Source organism: Corynebacterium lipophiloflavum DSM 44291, assembly GCF_000159635.1.
Classification (GTDB): domain Bacteria; phylum Actinomycetota; class Actinomycetes; order Mycobacteriales; family Mycobacteriaceae; genus Corynebacterium; species Corynebacterium lipophiloflavum.
Genome location: NZ_GG667237.1, coordinates 1 through 290 on the forward strand (window position 1 = coordinate 1; position 290 = coordinate 290).

A 290-nucleotide genomic window follows, 5' to 3' on the forward strand; every position below is an offset into this window, starting at 1 on the left:
CGCGAAGTGCGTGCGGCAGCGTTGCCAGGAGGCGTTCGGCAGGACCTCGCCGATGGCGTGCTGGATCCCCAGGTGTGCGTCGCTGGTGACCAGGTACACCTCATTCAGGCCCCGGGCCTTGAGGTCGCGGAAGAAACCGGTCCAGGAGGCCACGGACTCGGATGTGGCGACCTGCATGCCGAGTAGTTCGCGGTAGCCTTCCGCGTTCACGCCGGTGGCCAGCAGCACGGAGGTTTTCACGACCCGTCCGCCTTCACGGACCTTCATGGTCAACGCGTCGCAGGAAACAT

At 65.5% G+C, this 290-nt stretch carries 1 protein-coding gene; it reads right to left on the reverse strand.

The window, feature by feature from the left end:
• Positions 1–290, reverse strand: a 290-nt coding sequence (locus HMPREF0298_RS11340) for an IS256 family transposase (RefSeq protein ID WP_006841349.1), incomplete at both ends; no start/stop codon positions are given.